General features: G+C 64.0%; 19 protein-coding genes and 3 pseudogenes. 13 read left to right on the top strand and 9 right to left on the bottom strand.

Going from position 1 to position 21,449, the window contains the following annotated elements; translation table 11 throughout:
- Window position 1 precedes the first annotated feature (1 nt).
- From ACIBW7_RS35985 to ACIBW7_RS35945, 9 genes are read left to right on the top strand one after another with little or no spacing between them, the layout of a single operon-like run.
- Window positions 2–1,204, top strand: coding sequence for an MCE family protein (locus ACIBW7_RS35985; RefSeq protein WP_397054593.1), 1,203 nt, complete (start codon window positions 2–4; stop codon window positions 1,202–1,204).
- Entirely contained in the window at window positions 1,204–2,229 is a 1,026-nt protein-coding gene (locus ACIBW7_RS35980) for an MCE family protein (RefSeq protein ID WP_397054335.1), read from the top strand. Before ACIBW7_RS35985 ends, ACIBW7_RS35980 begins: the two co-directional genes overlap by 1 nt.
- Window positions 2,226–3,392, top strand: a complete 1,167-nt coding sequence (locus tag ACIBW7_RS35975; protein WP_397054333.1) for an MCE family protein — start codon at window positions 2,226–2,228, stop codon at window positions 3,390–3,392. The genes ACIBW7_RS35980 and ACIBW7_RS35975 overlap by 4 nt, the downstream gene beginning before the upstream one ends.
- Before the next feature lie 5 nt (window positions 3,393–3,397).
- Window positions 3,398–4,666, top strand: a complete 1,269-nt coding sequence (locus ACIBW7_RS35970; RefSeq protein WP_397054331.1) for an MCE family protein — start codon at window positions 3,398–3,400, stop codon at window positions 4,664–4,666.
- Window positions 4,663–5,805 carry an MCE family protein gene (locus tag ACIBW7_RS35965; RefSeq protein WP_397054329.1) on the top strand — a complete coding sequence of 381 codons (1,143 nt, stop codon included), beginning with the start codon at window positions 4,663–4,665 and terminating at the stop codon, window positions 5,803–5,805. The genes ACIBW7_RS35970 and ACIBW7_RS35965 overlap by 4 nt, the downstream gene beginning before the upstream one ends.
- Window positions 5,805–7,235, top strand: a complete 1,431-nt coding sequence (locus ACIBW7_RS35960) for an MCE family protein (protein WP_397054327.1) — start codon at window positions 5,805–5,807, stop codon at window positions 7,233–7,235. The genes ACIBW7_RS35965 and ACIBW7_RS35960 overlap by 1 nt, the downstream gene beginning before the upstream one ends.
- A complete protein-coding gene (locus ACIBW7_RS35955; protein WP_397054325.1) occupies window positions 7,205–7,930 on the top strand; it encodes a hypothetical protein in 726 nt (241 codons plus the stop codon). Before ACIBW7_RS35960 ends, ACIBW7_RS35955 begins: the two co-directional genes overlap by 31 nt.
- Window positions 7,927–8,976 carry an RDD family protein gene (locus ACIBW7_RS35950; RefSeq protein ID WP_397054323.1) on the top strand — a complete coding sequence of 350 codons (1,050 nt, stop codon included), beginning with the start codon at window positions 7,927–7,929 and terminating at the stop codon, window positions 8,974–8,976. The genes ACIBW7_RS35955 and ACIBW7_RS35950 overlap by 4 nt, the downstream gene beginning before the upstream one ends.
- Window positions 8,976–9,464: a hypothetical protein gene (locus ACIBW7_RS35945; protein ID WP_397054321.1), complete on the top strand. Its 489-nt coding sequence runs from the start codon at window positions 8,976–8,978 to the stop codon at window positions 9,462–9,464. Before ACIBW7_RS35950 ends, ACIBW7_RS35945 begins: the two co-directional genes overlap by 1 nt.
- Before the next feature lie 382 nt (window positions 9,465–9,846).
- On the opposite strand, the gene ACIBW7_RS35940 is transcribed toward ACIBW7_RS35945, so the two are convergent.
- Window positions 9,847–10,728 (bottom strand): alpha/beta hydrolase, encoded by an 882-nt coding sequence (locus tag ACIBW7_RS35940; protein WP_397054591.1) that lies wholly within the window; start codon window positions 10,726–10,728, stop codon window positions 9,847–9,849.
- A 245-nt stretch (window positions 10,729–10,973) separates the two neighbouring features.
- On the opposite strand from ACIBW7_RS35940, the gene ACIBW7_RS35935 reads away from it, so the two are divergent.
- Window positions 10,974–12,074: an amidohydrolase family protein gene (locus ACIBW7_RS35935; RefSeq protein ID WP_397054319.1), complete on the top strand. Its 1,101-nt coding sequence runs from the start codon at window positions 10,974–10,976 to the stop codon at window positions 12,072–12,074.
- Window positions 12,075–12,460: 386 nt separating this feature from the next.
- Complete coding sequence (locus tag ACIBW7_RS35930; RefSeq protein ID WP_397054317.1) at window positions 12,461–12,916, top strand: acyl-CoA dehydrogenase family protein; 456 nt, start codon at window positions 12,461–12,463, stop codon at window positions 12,914–12,916.
- Between the two features lie 422 nt (window positions 12,917–13,338).
- On the opposite strand, the gene ACIBW7_RS35925 is transcribed toward ACIBW7_RS35930, so the two are convergent.
- Both ACIBW7_RS35925 and ACIBW7_RS35920 read right to left on the bottom strand, forming a co-directional pair.
- Complete coding sequence (locus ACIBW7_RS35925) at window positions 13,339–13,638, bottom strand: hypothetical protein (protein WP_397054315.1); 300 nt, start codon at window positions 13,636–13,638, stop codon at window positions 13,339–13,341.
- A gap of 14 nt (window positions 13,639–13,652) precedes the next feature.
- Entirely contained in the window at window positions 13,653–14,258 is a 606-nt protein-coding gene (locus ACIBW7_RS35920) for a TetR/AcrR family transcriptional regulator (protein ID WP_397054313.1), read from the bottom strand.
- Between the two features lie 104 nt (window positions 14,259–14,362).
- On the opposite strand from ACIBW7_RS35920, the gene ACIBW7_RS35915 reads away from it, so the two are divergent.
- Window positions 14,363–15,241 (top strand): alpha/beta fold hydrolase, encoded by an 879-nt coding sequence (locus tag ACIBW7_RS35915; protein ID WP_397054311.1) that lies wholly within the window; start codon window positions 14,363–14,365, stop codon window positions 15,239–15,241.
- Window positions 15,238–16,101 (top strand): alpha/beta fold hydrolase, encoded by an 864-nt coding sequence (locus ACIBW7_RS35910; RefSeq protein ID WP_397054309.1) that lies wholly within the window; start codon window positions 15,238–15,240, stop codon window positions 16,099–16,101. Before ACIBW7_RS35915 ends, ACIBW7_RS35910 begins: the two co-directional genes overlap by 4 nt.
- A gap of 404 nt (window positions 16,102–16,505) precedes the next feature.
- On the opposite strand, the pseudogene ACIBW7_RS35905 reads toward ACIBW7_RS35910, so the two are convergent.
- The 6 genes and pseudogenes from ACIBW7_RS35905 to ACIBW7_RS35880 form a co-directional block, all read right to left on the bottom strand.
- Window positions 16,506–16,949: pseudogene (locus ACIBW7_RS35905) on the bottom strand (membrane dipeptidase); the annotation flags it as partial.
- Between the two features lie 333 nt (window positions 16,950–17,282).
- Window positions 17,283–18,145 (bottom strand): annotated as a pseudogene (locus ACIBW7_RS35900) (alpha/beta fold hydrolase).
- 63 nt (window positions 18,146–18,208) lie between these two features.
- Window positions 18,209–19,207, bottom strand: a complete 999-nt coding sequence (locus ACIBW7_RS35895) for an NADP-dependent oxidoreductase (RefSeq protein WP_387288562.1) — start codon at window positions 19,205–19,207, stop codon at window positions 18,209–18,211.
- An 11-nt stretch (window positions 19,208–19,218) separates the two neighbouring features.
- Window positions 19,219–20,016, bottom strand: coding sequence for an SDR family oxidoreductase (locus ACIBW7_RS35890; protein WP_397054307.1), 798 nt, complete (start codon window positions 20,014–20,016; stop codon window positions 19,219–19,221).
- Window positions 20,017–20,148: 132 nt separating this feature from the next.
- Window positions 20,149–20,832: a winged helix-turn-helix transcriptional regulator gene (locus tag ACIBW7_RS35885; RefSeq protein ID WP_397054305.1), complete on the bottom strand. Its 684-nt coding sequence runs from the start codon at window positions 20,830–20,832 to the stop codon at window positions 20,149–20,151.
- Between the two features lie 258 nt (window positions 20,833–21,090).
- Window positions 21,091–21,449 (bottom strand): annotated as a pseudogene (locus tag ACIBW7_RS35880) (hypothetical protein); the annotation flags it as partial.

Raw genomic sequence — 21,449 nt, 5'->3', positions numbered from 1 at the left:
TATGCGAAATTCGGGCCAGGGGAGGTACAAGAAGCCGCCCGTGCTGCGCGCCGGCATCCTGTTGCTGGCGGCGATGGTCGGTGTCGTCTGGCTGTGCCTGGCGTCGTTCCGCGGTGCGTTTCACTCGGTTGTCCATGCGCATGTGGTCTCCGACCGGTCCGGTCTGGTCATGGAACCCGGATCCAAGGTCAAGTTGCACGGCGTCCAAGTGGGAACCGTGGAATCAGTTTCCCTCGCAGCGGGGAAGTCGACGGTGAATATCGAGCTCGAGCCCGACAAGGTGACGCTGATTCCCGCGAACGTCGCGGCGGACATCAAGCCGACCACAGTCTTCGGCTCGAAATACATCGAGCTCGTTGTGCCAGAGAGCCCGGCGCGGTCGCACCTGAGCGCCGGCGCGGCGATACCCGCGCGCAACGTATCCACCGAGGTCAACACTGTATTCCAGAACCTCACCGACGTGATGAATCAGATCGAGCCCGACAAGCTCAGCGCGACGCTGGCGGCGTTGGATGAGGGGCTGAGCGGCAGGGGAGCGCAGCTCGGCCGAACTCTCACCGATGCGGATGCGTTGCTGGTAGCGCTCAATCCGCAGCTGCCTGCGCTGCGGGCCGATTTGCGCGGAACGGCCGATGCGGCAACCAATCTGGGCGATGCGGGCGTGAATCTGACGACGATTCTCCGAGACGCGTCGGTGACCTCGGATACGGTCGTCGCCCGTCGCGACGATCTGGACGGGGTGCTCGACTCGGCGGCGGCTCTGGGGCGCAGCGGTAGCACGGTATTCGGTGACAACGGCAGCGGAATCATCGACACGTTCCGGCTGCTGACGCCTACGACTGCGCTGTTGAGCAAATACAGCCCCGAGTTCGTCTGCATGTTGCACCTCGGAGCGATGGACGCGGAGAATATGGCCGAGACGATCGACGTCACGAACTATTCCGTGCGGCTGGATGCCGGTCTGCTGATGGGTGACGATCCGTATAAATATCCTCAGAATCTGCCCGTGGTGGCAGGCAAGGGGGGACCGCATGGTACGCCGGGGTGTTATCCACCGGTCACCTGGGATACGTATCCGGCACCCTATCTGAGAATAGACAACGGAGCGCCATTGCACGGTCCGGGAACCGATCATCCGCGCCCTGCGGATCCCACAATCGTCGAATTCATGTTCGGATTCACATTGCCTGGGGGTGGTCGCTGATGCGAATCACCGGCCCGGCCGTGAAGTTCGCGGTATTCATCGCTACGATGAGTTTCTTCCTGTTCGCCATCGTTACGGTCTTCGGAAATTTGAGGTTCGATCGGGAGACCGATTACCGTGCCATTTTCAACGATGTCTCGAGTTTGCGAGCGGGTCAGTTCGTGCGAATCGCGGGAGTCGAGGCTGGACGTGTGCACAGTGTTTCGGTCATCGACGACTCGAAGGCGCTGGTCACCTTCTCGGTCGCCAAGAATGTGGCGCTCACCGGCGGTACCCATGCGGTGGTGCGCTACGAAAACCTCGTCGGCGACCGGTATTTGGAGCTGACGCAAGGGGCGGGGTCGTCTCGGCCGCTGCCGAACGGCGCGACGATCGGAGTGGACAAGACGGCTCCGGCACTGGATATCGACGCGCTCATCGGCGGATTCAGGCCTTTGTTCAAGGCGCTGGACCCGGACCAGGTCAACCAATTGTCCAGTGAACTGATCGCGGTCCTGCAAGGTCAGAATGCGGACATCTCGAATTTCCTGGCCCACACGGCGAGCCTTACCTCGGCTCTGGCCGACCGCGACGCCTTGATCGGCAGCGTCATCGGCAACCTGAATTCCCTGCTCGGCACGATCGACGACAAGAACGGTCAGTTCGATTCGATGATCGACAATCTGCAGAAAGTGGTCAGCGGAATCTCCGCGCAGACCGAGCCGATCGGCGCTGCATTGACACATATCAACGATGTATCGAGTTCAGTCGCTCTATTGCTGGACGCTACGCACGGGACGATCCGGTCCGATGTTGCTGAATTAGGTCGGGTCAGCACGAATATCGACAACGACCGGAGCTATGTGGACAATCTGCTGTCGCAATTGCCGGACAGATATCAACGCCTGAGCCGATTGGGTCTCTATGGCGACTTCTTCTCGTTCTATCTGTGCGATGCGACGTTGAAGGTCAACGGCCCCAAGGGCGACCCGGTGTATATCAATGTTGTCGGCCAACGCGCAGGAAGATGTACTCCACCGAAATGAACGGAATGCTGGAATCCAACTCGTTCCGCGCGGGCCTGATCGGCGCCGTTCTCGTGATCGCGGGCGTGCTGAGCGCGCAGAATTACGACCGCATCCCCTACCTGGCCGCACATCGAGAATACGAGGCGTATTTCGCGGAGGCTGCCGGGCTGCGGGCCGGCGCCCCGGTCCAGGTTGCCGGCGTCACGGTCGGGCAGGTGACGAACCTGAACCTGAGCGGTAACAAGATCCTGGTCCGGTTCACCGCGAACGGCGTCCGGCTCGGCGACCAGACCGAGGCGGCCATCAAGACCAAGACAGTGCTGGGTTCCAAGATGATGGAACTGCGCCCACGGGGCAGCGCGGCGCTGCGCCCCGATTCGGTGATCGGTCTGGAGCACACCTCCACTCCCTATGTCCTGCCCGACACGCTCGGGGATCTCACGACGTCGATCAGCGGGCTGAAGACCGACCAGCTTACCCAGGCATTGCATGTGCTGAGCTCGAGCCTCGACGCGGTGCAGCCGGATCTAGCCGGCGCGCTGGATGGCGTTGCGCGCCTGTCGGAGTCGGTCGACAGCCGCGATCGGATGCTGAGCGATCTACTCTCGCACGCCTCGGGAGTCACGCAGGTGCTGGCCAAGCGCAGCGACCAGTTGAACCGGCTGGTTGTCGACGGCAACACTCTGCTGGCGGGCCTGGACGCGCGCGGCTCCGCGATCGCAACCTTGCTCGACAACCTGAACCAGGTGTCGCAGCAACTGCGGCAGCTGGTAGCCGAAAACCGGGAGCAGTTCGGCCCGGTCCTGGATCGGTTCGACAATGTCCTCGACCTGTTGGATGAGCGCCGATCCGAGATACAACAGTCGTTGCTTCCGCTGAGCCAGTACGCGCTGTCGCTCGGCGAGTCGGTGGCGTCGGGGCCGTTTTTCAAGGCCTACATCGTCAACCTGCTGCCCGGCCAGTTTCTGCAGCCCTTCATCGACGCGGCCTTCAAGGACGCCGGGGTGGACCCGTCGATCCTGGGCGGGCCCACATACAAGATCGACGGCGGATACAACCACCCACCGGGCACGGTGCCACCCGAGGACACCGCCCCCGGCCTGCCGGTGCCCGCGGCACCGCCCCCGCCGTTCCCGACATTCCCGCCGGTACCCACGCTTCCGATCCCCGGAGCCAGGTGATTGCGATGACAATGATCAACCTCCTGCGGCGCGTCACGATAACGCGGCGCAGCGCACTCCGCATCGGGGCAGTGATCGCGGTCTGCGCCGTAGCGTTGGTCGGAGCGCGCGTGTACCAGTATCTGACCCGAACGACGGTCATCGCCTACTTCAGTAACACCAATGGCCTGTACGAAGGTGACAATGTCTTGTTGCTGGGGCTGAAGATCGGCGCGGTCGACGAGATCCGCACTGATGGCGACAAGATGCGCGTCACCTTCCACTACAAGTCCTCGGTGAAGATCCCCGCGACCGCGAAGGCCGTCATCCTGTCTCCGACACTGGTCTCCGCGCGTGCGATTCAGCTGACTCCGGCGTACGAGCGGGGCCCGGAGCTCTCGGATAACGCGGTGATTCCGATCGACCGCACCGCCGTGCCCGTGGAATGGGACGACTTCCGCAAACAACTCGATCGCCTCGCCTCGTCCCTCGGTCCGACCTCGACCGAGCCGAACGGTCCCTTGGGTTCATTCGTCAACTCCGGTGCGAAGGCATTGGACGGCAACGGCGCCCGCCTGCACCGGACAATCATCCAGTTGTCCGACGCTCTCACCACGTTGTCCAACGGCCGTCATGACCTGTTCAGCATCGTGCGCGACCTCCAAGTCTTCGTTTCGGCACTGGCCGCGAGCAATCAGCAGATCGTCGAGATCAACGGCCATCTCGCATCGGTGAGTGGTCTGCTGACGGCAACCGACCACGACCTGTCCGACGCATTGGTCCAACTCGACGGTGTCGCAAACGATCTGAAGACGTTTATCGGCCAGAACCGTGACGGAGTACAGCATGCCGCCGACGCCTTGACGACCCTCACCACCACGCTGAACCAGAGCAAGCCGGCAATCGAGAACCTGTTGCACGTGGCTCCGAACGCATTCGGAAACTTCAACAACATCTACAACCCGGCTCAGGGGGCTCTCACCGGTGCGCTGGCCGTTACTCAGATGCAGAACCCGCTGCAGTTCATCTGCGGCGCCGTGCAGGCCGCGAGCCGCTTGGGCGCCGCCGAGGCGGCGAAGTTGTGCGTGCAATACCTCGGTCCGGTGCTGCAAAGTCTGAAGTTCAATTATCCGCCGGTCGGAGTCAACGTGGCCGACGGTGTGGATGCCCGCCCCAACCAGGTGGACTACAGCGAACCGGCGCTGAACCCGTACCCGGACGGCCCGCCTCCCTCCGGTGCGGTCGTCGCGCCCGGGACTGGTCTGGCGGGACTGCTGCCGGGAGGACCCCGATGAGCGGCGGGACACGGACCGGGGCCTTTCGTCCGGCGCGACTCGCGGCACTCGCGAGCTGCGCGATCGTGCTCGCGGGATGCGGTGCATGGCGTGGGGTGAACTCGATGCCGCTGCCCGGGACCGAGGGGAAGAGTGCCGGTTCGTTCGAGATACGCATCCAAATGCCGAATGTCGCTGGAATTCAACCGAATTCGCGAGTGCGAGTGGCGGACGTAAATGTCGGGACGATCACGCACATCGACCTCGAGCAGTGGCATGCGCTGGTCACCGTCCGTTTGAACGGCGATGTCCAGCTGCCGGAGAACGCGGTCGCCAAGGTCGGTCAGACGAGCCTGTTGGGCAGCCAGCACATCGAATTGTCGCCACCTCCAGGCGAGTCCGCGGTCGGACTGCTGCACAACGGCGATGTGATCCCGCTGCAGCGGGCCGGACAGTACCCGACGACGGAGCAGACCCTCTCGGCGCTGTCGGTAGTGCTCAACGGCGGCGGCATCGGGCGACTGCAGCAGATCGACAAAGAACTGAACTCCGCCCTGTCGGGCCGGGAAACAACGGTGCGGGACTTCATCACCCAGCTGTCGACTTTCACCCAGGGCTTGGACGAACAAAAGCAGGACATCATCGCGGCGATGGCAGGGCTCGACCATCTCGCTGGGACAGTGAACCGCCAGGACGAGACCTTGTCTCATGCGCTGGATTCGATCCCGCCCGCGCTCGCGGTGCTGAACACCGAGCGTGACAAGCTCGTCCAGGCTGTGACGGCGGTCGGCGATTTCTCCCGGAAGGCCAACGACGTGGTGGTTGCCAGCCGTGACGACGTGGTCCAGAATCTCCGCAACCTGGAGCCAGCACTGCGGGCTCTGGGAGATGCGGGCCAGGGCCTGACCCGGTCACTGGGTATCTATGCCACCTATCCCTGGCCGGAACGCAACCTGGACAAATGGATTCGCGGCGACTACGCGAATCTCAGTGCGGTCATCGATCTGACCCTCGGTCGCATCGACAACTCGCTATTGCAGGGCACATTTGTGGAGGGGCAGCTGACCGCGCTCGAGACGGCGCTGGGCCGTACCAAAGACAGGCAGCCGGGTTTGGGCACACCGAACCCGCTGACCGATCCGGTCTCCGGAGGCCGATGATGAGACTCACGCGATTCGTCCGGATTCAGCTGACGGTGTTCACGATCCTCACCGTCGTATCCCTCACCGTGATGGGCCTGAAGTTCGTTCAGATACCGGCACTGCTGGGCATCGGCCGCTACCAGGTCACAATCGAGCTAGCCACGAACGGAAACCTCTACAAGACAGCGAATGTCACCTACCGTGGCAAGACGGTGGGGCGGGTCACCGACATCGAACCCGCGTCCGACGGCGTGGTGGCGACGCTGAGTATGGACAGCGACACCAAGATTCCCGACAACGTGGACGCGAATGTGCACAGTCGCTCCGCTATCGGCGAACAGTACGTCGACCTCGTACCGCGCACATCAGCGCCGCCCTACCTGCGCGACGGCAGCCGCATACCGGTCGATCGGACCTCGGTGCCGCAGGATATCGGCACCCTGCTCGACACGGTCGACAGCAGCCTCGCCGCGCTGCCGTCGGACAATCTGCACAAGCTGATCGATGAGAGCTATCGCGGTTTCGACGGCACCGGTCCCAGCATCGCCCGCCTGCTCGATGCGGCATACGGTCTCAGCAAGGACGGCCGCGAGAACATCACCCCGATGACAAGCCTCATCGAGAACGCTGGGCCCGTGCTCGATGCGACCGTCGCTTCCGACGCATCGATCAGGGCGTGGGCGGGGAATGTCGCGACCCTCACCGGCCAGCTCGCGGATAGCGATGCGACGCTGCGGGATCTGCTGGTGCATGGTCGCGCGGCGGCCGACCAGGCCACAGCGCTGTTCGACAAGCTGCAGCCCACCTTGCCGGTGCTGCTGGCCAATATGGTCGGTCTGGGACAGGTTGCGGTCACCTACAACGCTGCGCTGGAACAGATACTGGTGCTGTTGCCGGCCGGAGCCGCCGCCCTGGACACCATGGCGTACCCGAACAGGCACGGTACCCCCGGTGATTTCATGTCGTTCAAACTCGGCGTGAACGTTCCACCGCCGTGCACGGTGGGTTACCTGCCGGCGTCGCAGCGGCGCGATGCCAGCGCCGAGGACGAGCCGACCCGACCCGTTCGGCCGCTGTATTGCGCACTGCCGCAGTCGGATCAGAACGCGGTGCGCGGAGCGCGGAACTATCCGTGTGCCGAACATCCCGGTAAGCGCGCACCGACCGTCGAGATGTGCGACAGCGACGAGCCATACCGCCCACTGGGCACCAACCCGTGGATCGGTGAGTCGCAGGCCTACGTGGACAACCCGCAATACCACCCGTCCGCGTACGCCGGCCCCGGCGCCGGGACGAACGGCCCGCCCGGTCTGGGGGTGAGTACCGCAACCTACAGCACGGACGGCACATATACCGGCGTGGACGGAAGGACCTATCGGCAGACCGACCTCGCCACCAACTCAGGAAGGGAGTCGACATGGCAGACGATGATGAGCCCGGCAGGGTGAGCGATGCCGAGGCAGACGCCGTTTCGATCGACGAGGACGGCTCCAGGACGGATGCGGTTGCGTCGGAGCAGGACCGATCCGATGGCGATGCGAAGGACGGCGCCACCTTGTCGGAGGACCCAGTGAGTCAGGGCGTGCCGGAGCATGTTCCGCAGAGGCGGGACGAGCCCCACTCGGACAAGGGGCCTCGGGTGCCCCGCCCCCGCGTCCGGCTGCTGACCGCCGTTGTCGCGGTGACCGCACTGGTGGCGGTGGCCGCGGCCGTCGGCAGCGGCTACCTGGCAGACCACCACCGCACGGCGCAGGCAGCGAGCGACCGGCGTCTCGCGTTTGTGCAGTCGGCGCGGCAAGAAGTACTCAATGTCCTTACCGTGCACTACGATTCGGCCGACAACGATGTGCAACGCATCCTCGACGGCGCCACGGGGCAGTGGCGCGCGGAGTTCGCCCCGCAGGCACAGCCCTTCGCCGGCGCCGTGCGCGAGGCGAAAGTCGTGACCACAGCCGAAATCGCCGGGGCCGGACTGGAACACGTGAACGACGACGGAAGCGCCCTGGTTCTGCTCACCGCGCACTCGAAGGTGTCGAATTCTGCGGGCGCACATGAGGAACCGCGAACCTTCCGGGTCCGGGCGACCGTGTCGCCCGACGGCGACAGGCTCAAGATCTCGAAGATGGAGTACGTGGTATCATGACGGTCGAGCTCGAGAACCACTCCAGCACAACGCGATCCGGCGATCTGGAAGACGCGGCCATCGAGCCGGCCGGAACCGAAAAGGAAAAGCGTACGACTGAGGTCGCGGAGACACGTGGTAAGAACGAACTCGCGAATGCGTCGTGGCGGGCCCGGGTGCTCGCCTACGCGATCGACCTGATCTGCCCGGCCGCGACACTGGCCACAGTGTGTCTCATCGTGCTCGATGATCCACAAAATATTTACGTACAGATCGGATCCGCCGTGGCCGCGGTCGCCGTCGCTGCCTTCGTGCTGTGGAATACCGGCTACCGCCAGGGAAAGACGGGCCGGACGATCGGCAAGCTGGTCGTCGGCATCCGCACCACTGCGGCAGGCACCGTGGCCGCGCCAGGAATCACGCGAACGCTGCTGCGAGAGGTGGCTCATATCGTCGACACCGTCCCGTTGCTGCTCGGCTGGTTGTGGCCCCTGTGGGACGAACATGGCCGCTCCTTCGCCGACAAGCTCGCCGAGACCCGGGTAAGTGCCGACAGTGCAACAAGTTCGAGCGAAGCGCGCCCGAGGGCTTTGTGGATCGCATGCCTGGTTTTCGTCTTCTTTGCCGCAGCCCTCGTTGCTCTCACCGCGACGCAATACGCCCACAACTATCGAAGCGATCGCGACACCGCGACGGTCGCGGCCAGCGCACCGGATATCGCGCAGAACGTCACGGTCGCGCTGTTATCCTACCGAGCGGCGACGGTGGACAAGGATCTGGCGTCGGCGTCGTCCAAGTTGACCGGCAGCTTCAAAGACTATTACGACAAGTACACGAAGGATGTCGTCATCCCGACCGCTAGGGAGAAGTCGGTGAATACCCACGCACAGTCCGTCGGTGCGGCAGTGGTTTCCGCGGATTCCCGGAACGCCGTCGTGCTCGTATTCGTCAACCAGATCACCACCACCGCTCAGGACCCGCAGCCGTCGGCGATGGCGAGTACGGTCCGGGTACAGCTGACCGAATCCGACGGCCACTGGCTGGTCTCCGGATTCGAACCGATCTGATGGCCGAGCATATTTCGGTATCGCACTCCGGCAGTGCGGCCGCTGTCGACGGGCGAATCTCGATGTGGCGCACGATTACCACAGCTCTCCTGCCACGCGCGCTGGCGCTGGCTCTGCTGCATGTACTGGCCCGGACCGGTCTGGCGTACACGGTGGCATATTGGACGCCGTTCAGCGTGGTGGCCCGATGGCTCGCCTTGGCTATCGTCGTCGTGGCCGCAGCGGTATTGGGCGCGATCGACGGCCGGCGCCATCGCGCCCGCGTGGATCGGTCCGCGCGCGATCTCCCCGTCTTCTGGCTCGGTCTCGCATTCGTCGCCGCGGGGCTCTCTGGGCTGGTCTACGGAATACTCGGGCAGATTTCCAGCATCCGCACCGACGGCAATGCGTTCGTCTTCGAAGTGACGGCGGGGGTGGCCTGGATAGTGCTGGTGATCTATGTTCCGGCGATGGTCGGCGTTTCGATCGAGCGGCGCCTCGGCTCCTGATATTGCCCGCGACGGGGCTGTGCCGGTCTCGATGCGCCCCACCACCGTGTTCCCAGCGGTGAAGTATGCGGGACAGAGAGGGCCCGTATCGTGCGGAAGTAGCCGACTTCGCGTCATCTAGCAGCTCGGATGCCGTTGTGTCTCACCGTACGAGGCTGCCTTCTCCCCGGCCTCGGCAGAGAGCGGTGTCGGTATCGGAGAAGCGTGGGTCGCTTCTCCTGAGTCCGTCCCGGAGCTGGCCGCCGCGGATGACTCACCGGCCATCCGCATTCGTCGGCTTTTTACTGTCGAACTCTGATTGGAATGATGCGCGGGGAAAAGAGAGTGCCGCCTGAATGCTGTTCCGGCGAACGAATGGGCAGGCGCACGCCGGAGTCGGCGGTCAGGCCAGGAGTGCGGACAGCAGCGCCGCGACCTGGGCAGCACGGTATGTGCGCGAAATCCCCGCACACGCGAGTACTTCATCGAAGCCATGAAACGCGCCGTTCACCTCGAGTGTTTCGCACGGCACCCCCGCAGCGCGGAGGCGTTCGGCGTAGGCGATGTTCTCGGAATGGAACAGATCAAGGGTGCCGACGCCGATCCAGGCGGGAGCGAGTCCGGCCAGGTCGGTTCGCCTGGCCGGGACGGCTTCGGCCGGATCGGCGGTTCCGAGATAGGACTCCCAGCCGAAGCGGTTGGCACTGGTATTCCATAGCCGAAAGTGGCCGGTTTCCAGGTCCGGTCGAACAGATCGGTCGTCCAGCATCGGATAGGACAGGAGCTGAAATATCGGCTGGACGCCGCCTCGATCGCGGGCGGCGAGGGCCAGTGCGGCCGCGAGTCCTCCGCCGGCGCTGGCCCCGGCGATGGCGATTCGCTCGGCGTCGACATCCGGTTGCGCGCCGAGCCATTGTAGGGCGTGGTAGCAGTCGTCCAGTGCTGCCGGATAGGGGTATTCGGGTGCGAGCCGATAGTCGACGGCCACCACAACGGCGCCGAGTTCCGCCGCGAAGTGACAACAGAGGGCGTCGTTCTGTTCGGCGGTGCCGAGCACATAGCCGCCACCATGTATCCAGAGCACCCCCGCGGTCCGCGACCGAGCGCCTGCGGGCCGATGTACGCGCACCGAGACACCGTCGCCGATTCGGGCGACCTCGGTGGTGTCCTTTCCGTTCGCGGACGTGACCCGCCGTATCAGCGGCAACAGGCTGGGGGTGACGACGGCGGATGGCAGGAGTGTCGCCGCGAGTCGCAGGTCCGGATGGAAAGGGGAGGTGTTCAAACGATTTCGTAGCGCGGTCGCCAGCCCCGCCGCGCGCCGAAGTAGAGGCGGTTCCACTGCTGATCCTTTTCTGCCGGCGGCGACAGCTGCTTGTCGACTTTGGCGACCGGCTTGGCGGAGTGCGCCGCTGCGTCTCCCCGGCTGCCTCTGTACAGGGTGCCCCTTTTTCGTTACGGTGTAAAGTATACCCCGGGCGGACCGCTGGACGGTTCGTACCGGAAAGGCACTCGAACGAGGAGAGGCACATGACAGAGGCGATGTCCGCCGTTCAGGAGCAAGCCGGTGCGGACAAGATCTGGGCGCATTCCGGCGACTCCCATCTGATGGAGCCGGAGGATCTGTGGACCTCGCGTCTGCCGAAGCGGCTCGCGGACCGTGCGCCCCGCTCGGAACGCGGCGAGAAGTACGAGATCCTCTACATCGACGGCATGCAGATCGACCGCCAGCTCAATGACTTCATGGACGCCATGCGCCCGCCGGGCTTCAAGGACCTCCAGATTCGTTTGCGTGATCTGGACCAGGAAGGCGTGCGCAACCAACTCGCGTTCCCGTCGATGGGCTTCTGGACGTGCAACATCCGCGACCCCGAGCTGGAGAATGCTGTTGCCCGAGCGTGGAACGACTGGGCCCTGGAAGAGGTGATGTCCAATCAGGACCGGATCTTCGCCCCGGCCATCGTTCCCCTCAGGGATGTCGAGAACGCCGTTGCCGAGGCGGAGCGTGCTGCGGAGTTGGGCTTCCGCGCTTTGTATTTCCCGTGCGGCATCGATGACGACCGGGCCTGGGGTCTGGATCTGTGGGAGCCGCTGTGGACCGCGGCCGAACGGCTTGGCCTTCCACTCGCGTACCACATCGGAACGGGCGCGCAGAACGTCGTGTACCGCGGTCCCGGCGGTGCGGTGGTGAATTACATGGAGACCACCTATCCGGGCATGCGGGTGATCACTCACCTGGTCGCCGGTGGCGCGCTCGACCGGCATCCGGACCTGAAGGTCCTCATCGCCGAGGGCGGCGCCGGCTGGGTGCCGGCCATCGGTGACCGCATGGACGAGGCCTACCGGCAGCACGGAATGTTCGTGCGCCCGCGGCTGTCCCGCCTGCCCAGTGAGATCATCCGCCAGCAGGTGTACGCCTCGTTCCAGCACGATGTCAGCGCTGTGCAGGTCATCGAGGACACTGCTTACGACAATGTGATGTGGGGCGACGACTACCCGCATCTGGAAGGTACCTACGGGCATACTCAGCAGACGCTGCACTCGATTTTCGACAATGTGGATATCAAGATCCGAGATCGCGTCCTGCACGGCACCTTCGAGGAGCTCTTCCCGGCGGCTGCGGCTGCCTGACAGCGTGAAACCATGAGCGCTCGTTGATCTACTACTTCCGAGCGTCCCGTCTGTGCACGATGGCTGCAAGCCCCCAATCTTCGGTATGCCAGGGCGGCGCAAACAATTCCCGGTTCGTGTAGCAGCTGACCAGAAGGCCCGGGGGCGACTCGGGGCGGGTTGACCTCGGTGTTTAGCCACTGAGGTCGACCTGCGGGAAACGGTAGCTATGCGCTGCTGCGGCTGGGCGACTATTGAGCTAGACGGTGGGTGCGTCTGGTAGGTGGGTGGCGATGTTCCAGGCGTCGGGGATGGTGTCGGTGCTGGTGAGGATGTCGAAGTCGAGGTAGATCACTTCGAGAGTGCAGGATCACTGATGGACGTAGCTGTGACCGCCAACACCGCCTTTGAACTCGTCCCCGGACACGATTGCCCATCCACTCGCGGCCTTGCACGCACGCCTCACAGCCGTCCAGATGGTCATCTATCGCACCGCCGCCCGGATCGACTCGGGCCTCGACGACGATAGTGCGGCGGCCGACAGCAATATCGCCAAACTACTCGCGGCCGACGTCGCGTTCGACTCCGCCGACCACGCTGTGCAGCCTGCTCGGCCCCCGATGGGAGCCTTGCCGGAAATCGTGCGGTGTCTGGCATGTGCGATGGCGCGGCTGAGGCTTTATTGCGCCGTTCCCATGCAAACCGCCGCAATGAGTATCCGCTCGGCATGCGTGAACGGCCACATGGTACTCGGAGCCACCGCCTGGGACGACCGCGATGGCTTGATCGACATCTACCTCGACGCGCGACTGTCCCGCTCCGGCCCGGTCAGCAACGAATTCACCCTCAACTGGCCGTTGTAGGACATGACGGTGATATTGAGCGGGCGGGCGTGATAGGTCGGTGAGGGCGGAGATGGGTAGTTGCCGGCCGTCCGAATTCCTTCGGCTTACAATGGCATCTGCGGTCCGGGCACGTTGGAGACGACCATGTTGGCCAGGGGGAGTGCTGGGGCGGCGACGCGCAGGAGCTTTGCGCCAGATATCTGGCGATGCGCCAGGTCGGGTGAGCAAAAGGACAGTCGGGGCATTTGCTGAATATTCACTGGCTCCGACTTTGTTGGTGAGATCGGCACCCGCGATCGCCTCCCGACGATCCGCGCCCCGCGCCGACCGCGCAGTCGACGCGTTGGGGTCCTTCCGTCGAAGTCCGAGCCGACCTACAGGTTGTCGACACCGTCTGCGTGTCGATTTTCCGACACACCGATGCATCCGGCTGTGATCGATCAGGTGTCGGCGAACCTCCGTAGCTCGTGAACCCGACTCGGCTGCAGCGCTACTCGCGGCATCCCGTAGCCGGGCATACTGCCAGATAGTCCATCTGACAGTCCCAAGATTGGTCGTCCTGAAACGGAAATGGGTTGGAGGAGTTGTTTGAATTCGCCGTTGCGCACCATCTTGTCCAGCGGGTTGATGCTCGCCGCGCGGATGTCGACGAGGACGTCGTTGCGGCCCGGTGTCGGGGTGGGGATGTCGGCGGGCGCGAGTCCGTCCTCGCCGTAGTGGTCGACCACGAATGCCTTCATCGGTGCTTCCGTCCTTACTGTCGTGGTGAGCCCGAGGGGGTTGTCGGCGGCTGGGCCAGGGCCAGGGCGTTGGTGAGGCCGGCGGCGAGGACGCGATCGGAGAGTTCGCGATCGGTGAGCGCACGGGCGAGCTGCAAGGTGCAGATCAGTGCGGTGAACAGCCCTGTCGCTCGATCGTAGGAAGCCTCGGGGTCGTCGGGGTCCAGGCGGTGTGCGATGAGGGTGAGGATGGATCGCATGCCGGTGGTGTAGGCGTCACGGATCTGTATGTCGCAGCGGCTGATCTCGTCCAGCAGCGCCGCCGACGGGCACCCGTTTTCTCGGTCATCGCGGTGGGCCGGGGACAGGTACTCGCGAATGAAGCGCTCCAACCCATCGGGCCCGTCGGGCATCGCCTCGATCATCGCGCGCTGGGCCGCGAGCTGATCTGCGACGACGCTCGCGACGAGATCGCCCTTCGAGGTGAAGTGCCCGTAGAACGCGCCGTTGGTCAACCCGGCGTCTGCGACCAGGGACGCGATGCCCGATCCGTCGAGACCGTCGCGCTTGAACCTGCGTGCGGCGGCATCGATCAGCCGTCGTCGCGTCGCGTCCTTGTGATCAGCGGCGTACCTGACCATGGGCGGTGCTCCGTTCGGGTTCAGTGTCCCTCTCGACATTACATTACGATCATAATAGTATGACCGTAATTCAATGAACGAACTCATGCAGAAGGGACGCCATCATGCCCACCTGGAAAGACGTACCGACACAGACCGTCGACGCCGACGGTGTCACCTTCGCCTACCGGGAGCTCGGGGCGCAGTCCGCGGTGCCGGTCGTGTTCCTGCACCACTTCACCGCCGTCCTCGACGACTGGGACCCGCGGGTCATCGACGGCATCGCCGCGCACCACCGCGTCATAGCCTTCGACAACCGAGGAGTGGGCGCGACCGGGTCGTCGGTGCCCTCCGATATCGAACAGATGGGCGTAGACGCGATCGCGTTCATTCGCGCGCTCGGCTACGATAAGGTCGATCTGTTCGGCTTCTCTCTCGGCGGGGCGGTCGCGCAGATGATCGCTCTGCAGGCTCCGGACCTCGTGCGTTGCATGATCCTGGCCGGGACCGGGCCGCGCGGCGGCGGCGGCATCGCCAAGATGCCCTTCATCGTCGGCGCCGCCTATCTCAAGGGGTTCCTGACACGCAAGGACCCCCGGCACTATCTGTTCTTCCCGCGTGATACGGAAGGCAAGAAGGCCGCGACCGAGTACTTCGACCGGCTGGCCGAGCGCACCCGCGGCCGCGACAAGCCGATCTCGCTTCGGGCCCGGATCGCCCAGCTGCGTGCGATCACCAGCGCGGGGCTGCACGCTCCCGACGACCTCTCGACGATCACGGTCCCGGTCTTCGTCGCCAACGGCGATCACGACCTGATGGTCGCCAGCGAGCACTCGGCCGACATGGCGCGTCGCTTGCCCGACGCGTCGCTGCAGATTTATCCCAACTCAGGCCACGGCGGGGTGTTCCAGCACCACCGCGCGTTCGTCCCCGAAGCGCTGAAGTTTCTGGCCGCCGCCGACACCCACCCGACTCGCCAACCACAACTGGAGGCCCAGCCATGAATTCCGACCAGCGTCCGAATGGCATCGTGAAGTCCTACCAGGACGCGCCCACGCGGACAATCGAGGCGGGTGGGATCACCTTCGCCTACCGTGAACTCGGCCCCCGCGGTGGTATCCCCGTCGTATTCTTTGTTCACCTCGCGGGGAACCTCGACAATTGGGACCCCCGAATCATCGACCCGATCGCAGCCGGTCGCCACGTGATCGCCTTCGACAATCGCGGGGTCGGCGCTTCGACTGGTTCGGTCTCCGACACCGTCGAGGCCATGGCCGACGACGCGGCCACGTTTATCCAGGCGCTGGGTTTCGAGCAGGTCGACATCTTCTCCTTCTCCCTCGGCGGCATGGTCGCACAGGCCCTGGTCATCCAGCGCCCGGAACTGGTACGGAAGCTCATCCTCACCGGCACCGGCCCGGCTGGCGGTAAGGGCATCGACAAGGTCGCCTACACCACGTACTTCGACATCACGCGGGCCGCACTGACACGCTCGGACCCCAAGGAGTACCTCTTCTTCAACCGCGACACCGAAGGCAAGCGGGCCGGTCGCGCATTCATCGAACGCCTCCAGGAACGGACCGACGATCGAGACGTACCGGTGCACGTGACGACATTGCGGACCCAGCTCAAAGCGATCAAGCGATGGGGCCGTTCGGCACCAGCAGACCTGTCACAGCTGAGCCAACCCACCCTGATCGCCAACGGCGACCACGACCGCATGGTGCCATCGCAGCTCTCCGAGGACCTCCACCGCCGAATCCCCGGATCGGACCTGATCATCTACCCCGGCTCCGGGCACGGCGGAATCTTCCAGTTCCACGACAAGTTCGCCCCGATCGCGGTCGCCTTTCTCGCCGACTGACGCACAGGCCCCTCCAGATTCGTCGGTTTCTCCAGCCTGATGTCCGTCGCGGAGTGTTCCTGCGCTTCTCCGGCTCCAGCCCCGAAACTGCTCCGAGGGGACGAAGTCGAGAAGATCAGCATCGACTACGAAGTCCGGGTGGACGAGGTCGAGGTCAGAAGAGAGTGTCGCGGATGCGGAGCGGCCGGTATCCGGTCGGCCCGAGTGCGGCGAGTTCGGCATCGATGTCGACCTCGATCGCGCCGAAGAAAGTCCTCCGATGTTCTGATCATGCTGGGGTCAGGAGAAGTCGGGCGATGTTGTCTCCAGCGATTTGGTTGATATCGGTCGGGTTGAATCCGGCCAGAGATTAGCGCGTCGAATAGTTTCGGAATGTCTTGCGGGCCGTCGAAGCCATGGATGCGGCGGGGCACCCCGTTGGTGTCGGTGCCGAGGCAGATGTGATCGATGCCGACGACGTCGGCGATGCGTTCGGCGTGGCGGGCGAAATCGTCGATCGTCGACATCGCTCGGTTCTCGTCACGGTAGGGCCACAGTCCAATGATGCCGCCGGTGGCGGCAATTGCCTGCAGGTCGTGGTCTGGCAGGTAGCGCGGGAAGTCGTGTATCGCCGCTGCGCCGGTGTGTTAACACAGAACAGGGCGACGGGCTCGCATGCAGACGTCCTGGATGGTGGCCGTGTCGGCGTGGGCGAGGTCGATCAGCATCGTGCGGGATTCGAGTTCGCTGACGAGTTCTTTTCCGAGACCCGTGAGATCAAGGCGCCGACCACGTGCCACATCGGTGCCGCCCAGCTCTCCGTCCCAGCCCATGCAAATTGTTCCGAACGCGTTGTCCGCATAATGCATCATGCCGACGACCCGGACACCGAGGGTCTCAACGAACTGCCTCGCCACTTTGAAGGCACAACCCGTCGTAGACACCGACACGGGTGCATCGACTCGCTGAACGGTAAGCGACATGGACTCCGACCTGGTGTCCTTCGGTACTAACCCGGATATGCCGTCAAACTAATGGACGAGGGTTCTTGCGATTCTCATCGCAACGGTCGACATACCCCAGGCTGTGGCTGCAACGGACATTCCGTCCCGTTTAGTGAGACCTGCAATGAGCGTGGATGAGCGCCAAGATCACAAGAGCCCCGCCGCTCGTTGCCGCCTACGACATGTCGGTGCTCAGGCCTAGTCCTTCTCGCCGCTGCCGAGGAACTTGACGGCCAGCGGCACGAACTCTTCGTGGTACTGAAAGATGCCGCCGTGGCCCGAATTCGGGTACATGACCAGCTTCGATCCGGCGATGCGTCGGTGCAGGTCCTCGGACAGCGCTGATGGCACCATGCGATCGTTGTCGCCGTTGGCGATCAAGGTCGGCTGATTGATGACCGACAGGTCGGACGGTGTCGAGTGGCCGAATCGCTTGATGGTCATCAGCTGGCGGTGGAAGCTCAGTAGAGCGATGTCCCGGTCGCGATCGGCGCTTCGTTCCCGCAACCGTGCGATGAATTCCTTGGCGGCGCGCTTGCCAGTCGCGTCGCGGTTGAAGAAGAGGAACTCTTTGACATCGGAACGGGTGGGCGCCGAGCGGAGGATGTCGTAGTAGGTGGTCGCCACCACCTTGTCGATGTCCTTGCCGCCGCGGGGTCCTGTGCCCGTGAGCACGAGCTTGCGGACCAGGCCGGGATGCTTGATGACCAGGTCCTGCAGGATCATGCCTCCCATCGAGAACGAGAAGGCGTCGATGTCGGTGAATCCGAGCGCGGTGATGAAGGTGTAGGCATCGTCCGCGGCTTCCTCGAGAGTGCGCGGCACCTTGCCGGTCGACGCGCCAACGCCGGGCTGGTCGAAGGTGATCACGTGTGGTAGGCAGCGATGGCGTCGACGATGCGCGGGTCCCAGTTGTCGAGGGTGCCCGCCAGGTGGACGAACATGATGACGGGTATGCCGCCGCGTGGGCCGAGCTCACGATATGCGTAGGTGATGCCCTCGGCGGTGGTCGTGCTGGTCGGCGCCTGGGCATAGGACGTGATCGGGTGACTGCTGGTCATCGTCGGGTCCTTGGTCCTTGGTCTCGGCTTGCGAATCCGCGTGGTCTGTCGGGTCGGGCCGGCTCAGGAGGTCATGGTCATGACGGTTTTGCCGCGGGTGCCGTCGGTGCCGATCCTCCCGAGGGCGTTGGGCAGTTCGGTGAAGGGGATCGAGGCGCCCACGACCGGTCGGATGATTCCCGCATCTACGAGTTCGGCCAACTGGGCCAACTGTTCACCGCTGGCGTGCATGTAGAGGAAGTCATAGGTCACGCCGCGGCGCTTCGCGGCTCGGCGCACCTTCGCGCTGAGGACCCAGAACACCAGGCGCAGCACGGCGTTGAGGTCGACGGCGGAGGCGAAAGCCGGAGTCGGCGGTCCGGCGATTCCGATGACCTTGCCGCCGGGCTTCACCACGCTCACCGACCTCAGCACGCTCTCGGTCCCGACGCCATCGACAACCAGGTCGTAGTCCTTGAGGAGGTCCTCGAACCGCTGGGTTCGGTAGTCCACCACGACATCGGCGCCGAGCTCGCGCGCGAACTCAACGTTGGAGCCGCTGACTGTGGTGGCTACGGTCGCCCCCAGGTGCTTGGCGAGTTGGATCGCGACGGTGCCCACGCCGCCTGTGCCGGCGTGGATGAGGACTTTCTGGCCCGCTTGCAGGTGTCCGATCTCGACGAGTGCTTGCCAGGCTGTCAGAGCGACGAGGGGTAGCCCTCCTGCTTCCTCCATCGAGATGCTGGTGGGTCGGTGGGACACGTCAGCCTGGTCGATGGCCACTCGCTCGGCGAACGTGCCCATGCGACTGACGCGTGGACGTGACCAGATCTCGTCGCCCACGGCGTACGAGGTGACGTTACGACCGACGGCCACCACGGTGCCCGCGACATCGTTGCCGAGGGTGAAGGGAGGGCGATCGGGAACGAGCGCCTTGAACTCGCCCGTGCGGATCTTCTCGTCGAACTGGTTGAGGCCCGCCGCCTCGACCTTGACGAGGACGTCATTCGGGCCGAGGGATGGCTCGGGGACCTCGGTCAGCCTGATGGGTTGCTTGTATTTGGTCACTTGAAACGCACGCATGGACAATCTCCTTAGTGGTGGTGCTCGCTAGCGAGCGCAGTGGGCTTCCGGGGAGGGGCGTCGAGCTGGCCTCGGCCAGAGCTCTGCTTACGGCTTTGGGCCGCCCGCGAGTTGGGGGTACAAGCTTCGATTGGGGCGCTCAGGCCCGCTTTCACGTTTGCGCTGAATTCGTCGGCGATCACTTCATACTCGTCCGCCTCGACAGCGTCGAATACCTTGCGAACGAGGTCTTGTGGCGCCATGATTTCGCCCGAGGCGTTGGCTGCCGCTGCCATCGGGGTGTCGACAAAACCGACGTGCACACCGACGACCTGAACGCCGCGCTCGTCGAGTTCCAGTCGCAGCGAGTTGGTGGCTGACCACAGCGCCGCCTTTGACGCGCTGTAGATACCGCCAAGTGCGTACCAACTCGCGACCGAATGCACGTTCACGAGCGCCGATTCCGCATGAGCCGTCAGCACGGGAGCGAATGCCTGAGACAGCAGAACCGGACCGAAGAAGTTCGTTTCCATCACTTCACGCAGCTGTCCGACGGGAGTCTCCAAGAGGCTCGGCGATGTGTGCAGGATGCCAGCGTTGTTGATCAGCATTGTCAGGTCCGCCGCAGCCTCGACGGCCGCCGATACTGATTCGGGATCATTCACGTCGAGTTGTAGAGGGACGATTCGTTCGTCGTCCCAGGCCCGGGGAACGCGTGCCGTGGCGTAGACCTTCGAAGCGCCCCGGCTGAGCGCTTGCGACACGAATTCACGGCCGATCCCGCCATTGGCACCGGTGATCAGTAGGACGGCTCCGTCGAGAGATGTCAACGTGACCGCGTTCCTTTCCAGATGAGGACTCGCGTGGCAAGCCGTTGCTGACGCCCGGCAAGTAGCGAGATCCCCAACGCTATACGATTCGTATAGTGACTGCCACCGTTACGTATATGCCTTCGGTCACACCTAGCGGAGAGTGGCGACGCGCGCGTCGGGGACATAGACCAGGGCGCGGTACAGCTCGATGAAGGCAGTGCGCGAACCGCTCAGGATCGATACCCGTCCGTCCTTGACCGCTTGGGACGGCGTGAGCGTGCGGCGTGCGAGTTCAATGAACGTCTGCAGATCGCAGGAAATACTCACGATCGGGGTACTCGGGGACGGACCGGACCGGGCCAAAAATCGACCGTCCCGCAACTGCAGATGGAAAAGCTCGTCGCCGACCTGGAATTCGAAGTCATCTCGACGAGCCGGGTCCAAGAGCTTTGTTTGGGTACCCGTGAGGGCCATTGCGATGAGTTCCGCTCGCGTGGTCTGGGGGTCGATGCGTTCATCGGCCGGCAGGTCGAGCCCCCACAGGCCCAAGGCGATAAGCGGCTCGCGCAGCCGCTCGCCCAAATCGGTCAATACATAAGCGGGCACCGCGGCCGGAGCGGGCAGCGTGGTCCGGCGGACGATCCCTGCTTCCTCGAGCCCTTTGAGACGATCGGAGAGCCGATTGCCTCCGATACCGGGGAGTTCGGCAAGCAGGCTCTTGAAGCGCTTTGGCCCCAGCAGGAGTTCACGGATCACCAACAGGCTCCAGCGTTCACCGAGGATGTCGAGCGAGCGAGCGATCGAGCACATCTGGCCGTACGTCTTGGTCGTCATACCTCGAGTGTAATCCGTTGACATACATTTTCGGCCTTATCGCTATACGCTTCGTATAAAAGGAGGAAGCGATGACGCCTGCATTGGTCACCGGCGCCGGTCGAGGAATTGGGCTCGCCATCCTCACGAATTCTCGGACTGAACAACATGGCCCGGGCTTGGATCAGTGCCCGGATCGAGGAGTCCTCTATGCGGCTTAACTGTTTCCTGCTGAGGGCGTTGATCCAGCTGGATGACTGCGTGTTTCCCCCTGGTGCGCTATCCGCTGTCGGTGACTCCGGGGCATCGACGTCTTGAGTCGCCAACTTGACAACTCAGCGTGGGGGAGACCGGCTGCCACACTTCGGTGCCGCCCTTTTCTCGTAGGAGGATCACCGACTGCACGGGATCGAGATCTTGGGGACGCAAGGCCAGGGCACCGCCTCGGCGGCAGGCGGTTTCGGTGTGCAGGCGCAGCAGCAGGGTGTCGAGCTCGGGGTCGTTGCCGGTGGTGGCGGCGACGCGGTTGATCTCGGTGAGGATGTCTTCGGGCAGTGCACGCCGATTGGATCGCGTGCGCCGGGGTTTGGTCAGCCGCGCGGCCGGGTTGTCGCGCGGGTCGATGATCCGGTTGTCTT

Source organism: Nocardia sp. NPDC049526, from assembly GCF_044465765.1.
GTDB lineage: Bacteria > Actinomycetota > Actinomycetes > Mycobacteriales > Mycobacteriaceae > Nocardia.
The sequence above is the reverse complement of the archived record's forward strand: the minus strand, read 5'-3'. Positions and strand labels throughout refer to the sequence as shown.

Bases quoted from the DNA above. Each gene is read 5' to 3' on its own strand.
- ACIBW7_RS35925 (WP_397054315.1), bottom strand. From the start codon at position 13,638: ATGAAGGCATTCGTGGTCGACCACTACGGCGAGGACGGACTCGCGCCC.
- ACIBW7_RS35980 (WP_397054335.1), top strand. From the start codon at position 1,204: ATGCGAATCACCGGCCCGGCCGTGAAGTTCGCGGTATTCATCGCTACG.
- ACIBW7_RS35915 (WP_397054311.1), top strand. From the start codon at position 14,363: ATGCCCACCTGGAAAGACGTACCGACACAGACCGTCGACGCCGACGGT.
- ACIBW7_RS35950 (WP_397054323.1), top strand. From the start codon at position 7,927: ATGACGGTCGAGCTCGAGAACCACTCCAGCACAACGCGATCCGGCGAT.
- ACIBW7_RS35885 (WP_397054305.1), bottom strand. From the start codon at position 20,832: ATGACGACCAAGACGTACGGCCAGATGTGCTCGATCGCTCGCTCGCTC.
- ACIBW7_RS35895 (WP_387288562.1), bottom strand. From the start codon at position 19,207: ATGCGTGCGTTTCAAGTGACCAAATACAAGCAACCCATCAGGCTGACC.
- ACIBW7_RS35955 (WP_397054325.1), top strand. From the start codon at position 7,205: ATGGCAGACGATGATGAGCCCGGCAGGGTGAGCGATGCCGAGGCAGAC.
- ACIBW7_RS35970 (WP_397054331.1), top strand. From the start codon at position 3,398: ATGACAATGATCAACCTCCTGCGGCGCGTCACGATAACGCGGCGCAGC.
- ACIBW7_RS35960 (WP_397054327.1), top strand. From the start codon at position 5,805: ATGAGACTCACGCGATTCGTCCGGATTCAGCTGACGGTGTTCACGATC.
- ACIBW7_RS35920 (WP_397054313.1), bottom strand. From the start codon at position 14,258: ATGGTCAGGTACGCCGCTGATCACAAGGACGCGACGCGACGACGGCTG.
- ACIBW7_RS35985 (WP_397054593.1), top strand. From the start codon at position 2: ATGCGAAATTCGGGCCAGGGGAGGTACAAGAAGCCGCCCGTGCTGCGC.
- ACIBW7_RS35935 (WP_397054319.1), top strand. From the start codon at position 10,974: ATGACAGAGGCGATGTCCGCCGTTCAGGAGCAAGCCGGTGCGGACAAG.
- ACIBW7_RS35975 (WP_397054333.1), top strand. From the start codon at position 2,226: ATGAACGGAATGCTGGAATCCAACTCGTTCCGCGCGGGCCTGATCGGC.
- ACIBW7_RS35965 (WP_397054329.1), top strand. From the start codon at position 4,663: ATGAGCGGCGGGACACGGACCGGGGCCTTTCGTCCGGCGCGACTCGCG.
- ACIBW7_RS35945 (WP_397054321.1), top strand. From the start codon at position 8,976: ATGGCCGAGCATATTTCGGTATCGCACTCCGGCAGTGCGGCCGCTGTC.
- ACIBW7_RS35910 (WP_397054309.1), top strand. From the start codon at position 15,238: ATGAATTCCGACCAGCGTCCGAATGGCATCGTGAAGTCCTACCAGGAC.